The sequence below is a fragment of the Caballeronia sp. SBC1 genome (assembly GCF_011493005.1).
Taxonomy (GTDB): Bacteria; Pseudomonadota; Gammaproteobacteria; order Burkholderiales; family Burkholderiaceae; genus Caballeronia.
In genome coordinates this window covers 1,819,547-1,826,371 of sequence record NZ_CP049158.1, presented here as the reverse complement: position 1 = coordinate 1,826,371, position 6,825 = coordinate 1,819,547, and the positions used below count along the sequence as shown (strand labels likewise).

Below are 6,825 nucleotides of genomic sequence, written 5' to 3'. Positions count from 1 at the left end.
GCTGGAGTCAGGAGAATTTTGGGAAAGCATACTCATGACGGTGAAGCTCGTCTACAGGTGCGCACTCACCCTGTAGTGGTGAAGGGGATGTCACGTGCAAAACTCACTGAGGTGCGCTCCTGAAAACTCTCACCTTCACCGTCACGCCTCGTCTCATTTATGCCCCGTGCCATGCGGGTAAACGGATTGGGCGCTTCCCGAATCGAATCGAGCCGCCTCAAACCTGGTCCCGTATCCTCTCACCTGAAATTTTTTTACGCGTTCCTGTGGTTTTCACGAATTTTCCCCGCAAGGCGCAAATTCATGAAAGTGCGGAGAAATGGCCTAATCATCGAGTTATCAAAGCTTTAGCCCTCAATAGCATGCCAGTTGCCGCGCAATTACTCCCGCAAAAGCTCACCTTTACCCGCCGGAGAGGCCTACTCAGCCGAGTCGGGGTCTCAAAACAGGTTCTCGAACCTCGCGTTCGAGGTCCCGCATAACCTCACCTTTGGCATTTCCCACGCTCCGCAGCATCGATACATATCCCTCATCGCCCCCCGCAAACACTCACCTTTAGCGTCGCAAACGGAAGATTTTCTGGATTTCAGCACCGCGGGAGCCTTCTCACGAACCAAATTCAGGGAAATGCGGTCCTGTAAAAGCTCACCTTTGCCTGTTTTTCACGCTAAGGAGTTAACCGCGAACAACTGATCACCGCTCCCGAAAACACTCACCTTTGCCGAGATGTGAGAGCATTCAATCCACATAAAGTCTTTTTAAATCATGTCCTTAATACAAGATTGGTCGATGAAGTATCAGCCAACCCGCATCTTCGAGCGTTAAGATCGAGCATATATCGTCCCGAAAAGCCTCACCTTTGAACTTCACCACAGCTGTCGATGTGATCCTGGACGGACAACAAACCGATCCTGGAAACGCTCACCTCCGGCCCGGTTTTGCGGAAATACCCCTTAAAACCAGCAGGATCGTCAAAGTGAGCAACTCCAAATACGACCGAGCAGCTCTCCCGTATTCCCTCACCATTGGGGTTTGCGCGCCTCGCAAACCCGGGACTCGGAGCTGGCAACACCCGGATAGTCTCACCCTGGAATCGGTTTGCCCCCTGGAAAGCCTCACCTATCGGTATTAATTACCCATTTTTGACCGAGATTTTCGCATTTTTCTTATCCTGCAAACGCTCACTGCAGAAATTGGCCGGTCGAAGCGTGCCGTACCGCCGCATATAGACAATGGCTGGGCCAACTCCTGTATTTCCTCACCTTCCCAAAACACTTGCCCCCCGAACTCGCTCACGTTTGCTCCCGTGGCTCCTCACGCTAGTCCCCGAACCTATACACCGATAGCTCCCGTGTTATCTCACCTTCTATCCCGCAGACCCTCACCCACCCGCCCGGAAAGCCTTATCGGGTAAGGCTTTGCCGCGGCGTTAACGTCTTTAACTAGGTTTCAAAGGTGTTTACTTCTAATACTCTCAAGAAGCGGAGGGATCGAAGAAAGAGAACCGTGAAACAAAAACTCCGTGGAACATCTGCGGAAATGGGGAAGTTGTGAAAAGACGCTAGTAATCAACGGCTTAACGGATTAACCTCGACATGTTTCACGGATGCCACCGCGCAGAATGTGTGATATGGCGTAATCAGCTAGAAAGAGAGTAGCGGCAAGCGTTAGCCCGCCCATCCGATCTAAATATGTAGTGTTTGATACGTAAAGTATTATTATACGAACGAAATTCACTTGGAGCTTCGTATGAATGACGCAGAACGTCTCGCGTTGCGGACTGAACTCGCAACAATGCGGACCAATGGTGCGCGTCGGCAAGATCTGTCGCAGCACGCCTGCAAGCGGCTTTTCTTCGATTTTGGCATTCGCCCGTCAATGGCCACTGTCAGAGACCTCACGCAAACTGGAAGCGCGAGCGATATCCCAAAGGATATTGACGCATTCTGGACTCGGATCAGATCCGCGTCGCGCGTTCGTATCGAAAGTGGAGCGATTCCGGAAGGACTCCAGGAGCGAGCTGGCGAGCTGCTCGGGCAGCTTTTCCTGGAAGCGCAGGAATTTGCGCTTCAATCGCTTGAAGACGAGCGCCATGCTGCAAAAGACGATATCAACACTGCGTTAAGCCGACTTCGCGACGCAGAAGTCCGTTGTGCAACGGTCGACGAGGCGCTTCGCCGCAGCGAGGCGCGTGCCGATACCGCTTTAGCACGCAATTCCGCGCTGGAGATCGAATTAGCATCGCTTCGTGGCCGCGAACTGGAGGCACAAAGCAGCTTGCATGCATCGATTCATCGGTTGGAACGAGAACATGCCGCACTGACTCAACGACTCGAAACAGAGCAAGCGGCTAACGCCACGTTACGCGATCGTGTGGATGCGTTGAACGGTGAACTACGGCACAACACTGAGCATTACGCGCAACAGATCAAGGATGCAATCAGCGAGGCCGAGCGGCGAGTGAAGCCGATGCTCGTGGAACTTGATTCTTTGCGTGGCATGGCGGCAACCTACCAAGCGGGGGTGCGTCAGGCAAGTCAGAAGGAATTCGATTTTATTCAACAACTTAGCATCGCTAAGGCACGCACGGATCGGCTAGAGCTGCGAATTCGCGAGCAATCCGACGAGATCGACGCACTGGCCTTTGAACGTGACGCGTTGCTCGGACAAACTGGAATGAGCGAAAACGTCGCCCGGCTGATCTGCACTATGGTTGAGGAAGGACGGCTATCCATGCCAGAAATGCAGACGCTGGGAACGGACATTGATGGTTTTGTCGCAGTGCCGGCCAGTTGTCCCACGTGTGTCACCGGCGAGCCTGAACTCGCGCAGCACGATGATGAGTTCGAGTTGTCCTGTCCGGATTGCGATCGCTCGTCGGGAACCGCGTCGTCGCGGTTGCTCGCGGTAGCCCGATTTCACTCCGCAGAGATCGCCAACGTCAGTGAACAGACCGAGAGGTGAGACTTTTCGGGAGCTGAACTATTCGAATCTGTGGTCTGCTTCGCGCCCGCTTTCTAGCGCCTCCGCCAAGTCTCGCTCCCGTATTTCCTCACCTGTCCAGTTTTGCCATGCTCGATACAGTCGATGTGCTGAGATTTGTTGCTGAAAACCTAACCATTGGCCGACGCGTTCGGGTGCTGTGCCACTTTCGAACAAGTCGGCCGCGAAGGTATTGCGCAAGGTCTGCGGACTGGCGCGTGCCGTTCGCGAACCGGCAATGCCGGCGGCTCCGATCACGGCATCGATCGCTCGCAGCATGGTGGCCTTGTGCATCGGGCGGCCCGATGGTGCAGATGGGAACAGCAGATTGCCCAGTAATCGCGCTGTTTTGCGCTCGCTGATCCAATGGTCGAGTAACGCGATTGCAAATGGTGCGAGCCGGGTTTCTCGACTTAATGCGGAATTCGTAGCCTCGACAGCAAGCCATGGTTGATTCCATGAATAGTTACTAACGGTCAGCGCCGCTGCCTCCCCCGTTTTTACCCCGCCACCCAGGAATGCGCCGACCAGCGCACGATCGCGGCGCTCTCGCCAGCGTTGCCCCGCCGGCAGGTTGCCGATTGGAGAGAAAAGATACCTGATCAGTGCCGCTCGTTCGCCGTGGGCGAGAAATCCTGTTGGCTCGTTTTCGCGTGCATCTCGCCATGGAGCCTCGCCGTCCTGGGCAATGAAGCGAGCTGGGTTCGTCGATGCCATTTCGATCTCGCGGACACGGTCGAGTACCCGTTCAATAAGGCGGAGATAGCGAACACGCTGTGGTTTTCGAATCTCTAATTGAGTGACAAATTGTTCGATGGCAAGTCGATCAACAGTTCGGAGATCGATTCGTTTAACGGTCAGCCACTCGAGGAAGAGCCCCCATTGCGCTCGGTAGACGTCCGCGGAAGACGCTTTGAACGCTTGATGCGCCATCCACGAGTCGAACGCGCTATGCGGATCGGCATACCAGTTTGCGCGCTCGTGATCGAAAATTTCGTGTGTTTTCGCGGAGGCGGTCATTGGTCTGGTAATCCGTTAGTTGTAAAGTACCAAAGCGACAGGTTACGCGATAGCTGACGGCGCCGTCTATTGCACGAATTTATCGATGCATTTGGTAAGTAGACGTCGTTGCAAAGAGATTGTGAGGGTCAGTTCTGATCTAAATGCTGCCCGCAAATTGAAAGCTGCGTTGCCAGGCGCTCGCAGGCGAGGTCTGGCGTGACAGCTCGACGACGTATTGACCAGCCCCAGCAATAAGAAGAACCCACGGCGGGCATTCCGGTTTGTCCTGCGCGTGACATGCGATGCGCTTCTAGCGTGCTCGAGTCTGGCTACCAGCTGGAAACGCGGTTAAAAAAATGTTGGCCACCGGTTTCCCGGCGGCCATGCTCGCAATTTGCGCTGTCGCGAGTTCAGATCTCAATGTGCCACGACTATTGCCAGTTCAGGATGTCCAGCACGGGCCGCGCAATCGTACGCATCGACGGCAAATACAAATACGGGTGGTAAAGCATTCGATGCCCCGAAATCGACGAGATCATCGGTTTCAGGAAAAGCCATGTCGTCCGGGCGCGCAAACAGCGCGCGGAGTGCGGACTCATGTCGCCCTGCAAAACCGAGATCCGCGAGCGCTTCTGCTTCAATGGCGAGCAGCAACCGCCAAGTCAAAGGCACACCTTGCACGATATAGCGCTGGGCTATATCTCGCGTAATCCGCTCCAGGTCACGCACTGTGCGTGCGAATTCGGGGGTGTCCATACGATCTTCGTCGAAGTCCATTCTGTTCTCCTCCATCCATGCCATTGCGCCAAGATATGTACTGTACAAACATACAGTGTTTATCGCAATGTTCCTCTAGGGTCGCGCTGAGTGCTCCGCGCGTATGTGCGATTCCGCCTACGCGGGAATCAGACGTGTGCGGCTGTTCTGCGGCGTTCGAAATCGCCATTCTGATTACACGGTCAGGGCGCTTTCTCTGACATGACGTCGCGAATACCGGGAGACCCGGATTTCGCGCCTCGATACGAAAGGAGATCAAGATGAACAAGGATCAGAAAGACGGCGTAGTGAATCAGGCCAAGGGTAAAGTCAACGAGGTGGTTGGCAAGGTAACCGGCAACAAGACCCAGGAAGCAAAGGGCGATATGCAACAGGCAGCCGGTAAGGTGCAAAAAGGCGTCGGCGATGCTCGCGAAGACGTAAAGGACGCGCTCAAAAAACCTTGATTGATCACATCAGGCTGCGGCGAGTAGCTGCCGCGGGGCTTTGAAAGTGGCTGGCCGTTCCAAAGCGATTTGGGACGGCCATTTACGTTTACTTCGTCACGATGACCCTGGCGAATGCTGGGATTGACCGGTTATCTAGAGACGGTTTCCCCTGAAGGCTTTATCAGCTTGGGAATTGCCCGGCCAGTTTTGGATGAGTTATCCAGCTTCCTGTCCTAATCGGGTTGAAAAGCTGAATTTTGTGGGAGGGGCGCTTTTGAAACTAAACGTTCTTTGCTGCTGGGTCCCCTCTTTCACGCGCAGGCGGAAAACTTTATGCGCATCAAGTTCCGGCCACCGGTTTGCCCTGCTGCACCAAGTCCATGCGATCCGGATTGTGCTAGTTGGACGAAGAGATCTCGCATCTCATCTGCTGACACTCCGCAGGCTATCTCGCGCAGCGAACCAAAAATCGACGAACGAATATGGTCCATCTATGAAGTCATTAAAAGCGGGAAGATTTCAGCTAAATATCAAATCCACTCAGGACTTTAATTCCCTAAATCTCATTTCCCAATTTCACACAAATGCCTACGACGTTCATGTAAAGTTCCGCTCGAACTTTAAATAAAAAGGCGTGGTCGGCGAGACCGCGACGGCAGAACGCACAGGTTTGAGCCGAATGAAAACGTCAGCAACTGTCTCAAAAAATATCTCAAAAAAGATCCGTGCCCCGCTCATGCTGGCGGCCTTGATGGCATTGGGCGCGACATCGAATGTCTCAGCAGCCGAGGTTTGCAGTGACGGCTTATGGGCGGACGCGATGATCGGTTCATATCACGTTCATCCCAAAAAACACTTCGATCAATTCAATCCAGGCATTGGCGTTGAATGCTGGATTGCGCCGCAGTGGGCGCTCACCGGCGGCTACTTCCGAAATTCGCTTACGGCACCTTCGTTTTATGGCGGTGGCGTTTGGGCGCCGGAATTCGCGCATTGGGGTTACATCCGACTGGCCGCAATGGGCGGCTTGATATCGGGATACGACTACGGCAAGTGGGGTATCGGCCACGATCACAAACTGGGTCCGGTCCTCGCGCCGGTCATCATGGCGGAGTACGGTCGCATTGGCGCGAACATCATCCTGATTCCGCCGATTCCCTCTAGCGACTTGCCCTTCACGCTGGGGTTTCAGCTACGCGTCAGATTTTGGTGACATCCCCCCTGCGGGCGTTGAGGCGCTAGTCGTGCCTCATTCGAGATCGCCCAGCGAGGGCGAATCGTGGGCGGGAGCGTGTGGTCGTCCTCAAGCAGCCCAAGGTCAGGTATTCCAGAGACTGCCGCTAATCTCGACCTGCCGACACTTATCCGCGCGCCGCATATATTTCGACCCCTATCTAATATGGATTCCATATTAAAAATCCACGCTGTGACAGGCGCCAACCTCATCCACTGACTACGCTCTAGGCCAGCTCCCGTATCACCTCACCTTAAGATCAAAAACAGTCGGGCGCATGCTCGAAAACGGCTTGCCAGAAACGCCGCTCCCACAGCATGGACCGTCATTGGTGAGTCTTTTCGGGAGCTGGGTCCGAACTCAGAACCCACCAGCGGCGCCACCGAATTGAATCTGATTCGA

5 protein-coding genes are annotated in these 6,825 nt (G+C 54.4%); 3 read left to right on the top strand and 2 right to left on the bottom strand.

The window, feature by feature from the left end; all coding sequences use genetic code 11:
* Positions 1 to 1,749 precede the first annotated feature (1,749 nt).
* On the top strand, positions 1,750 to 2,964 hold the full coding sequence (locus SBC1_RS34945) for a DNA-binding protein (protein ID WP_165104840.1): 1,215 nt from the start codon (positions 1,750 to 1,752) through the stop codon (positions 2,962 to 2,964).
* Positions 2,965 to 2,982: 18 nt separating this feature from the next.
* Here the strand turns inward: SBC1_RS34945 and SBC1_RS34940 are convergent, their stop codons facing one another.
* Both SBC1_RS34940 and SBC1_RS34935 read right to left on the bottom strand, forming a co-directional pair.
* A complete protein-coding gene (locus SBC1_RS34940) occupies positions 2,983 to 4,002 on the bottom strand; it encodes a tyrosine-type recombinase/integrase (RefSeq protein ID WP_165104839.1) in 1,020 nt (339 codons plus the stop codon).
* Between the two features lie 399 nt (positions 4,003 to 4,401).
* The gene (locus SBC1_RS34935; RefSeq protein WP_165104838.1) at positions 4,402 to 4,761 is read right to left on the bottom strand and encodes a DUF2471 family protein; all 360 of its coding nucleotides are present in this window, start codon (positions 4,759 to 4,761) and stop codon (positions 4,402 to 4,404) included.
* A 260-nt stretch (positions 4,762 to 5,021) separates the two neighbouring features.
* Between SBC1_RS34935 and SBC1_RS34930 the strand changes: the two genes are divergently transcribed.
* Both SBC1_RS34930 and SBC1_RS34925 read left to right on the top strand, forming a co-directional pair.
* Positions 5,022 to 5,207, top strand: coding sequence for a CsbD family protein (locus SBC1_RS34930; protein WP_165104837.1), 186 nt, complete (start codon positions 5,022 to 5,024; stop codon positions 5,205 to 5,207).
* A gap of 733 nt (positions 5,208 to 5,940) precedes the next feature.
* Positions 5,941 to 6,402, top strand: coding sequence for a hypothetical protein (locus SBC1_RS34925; protein ID WP_165104978.1), 462 nt, complete (start codon positions 5,941 to 5,943; stop codon positions 6,400 to 6,402).
* Positions 6,403 to 6,825: the final 423 nt, after the last annotated feature.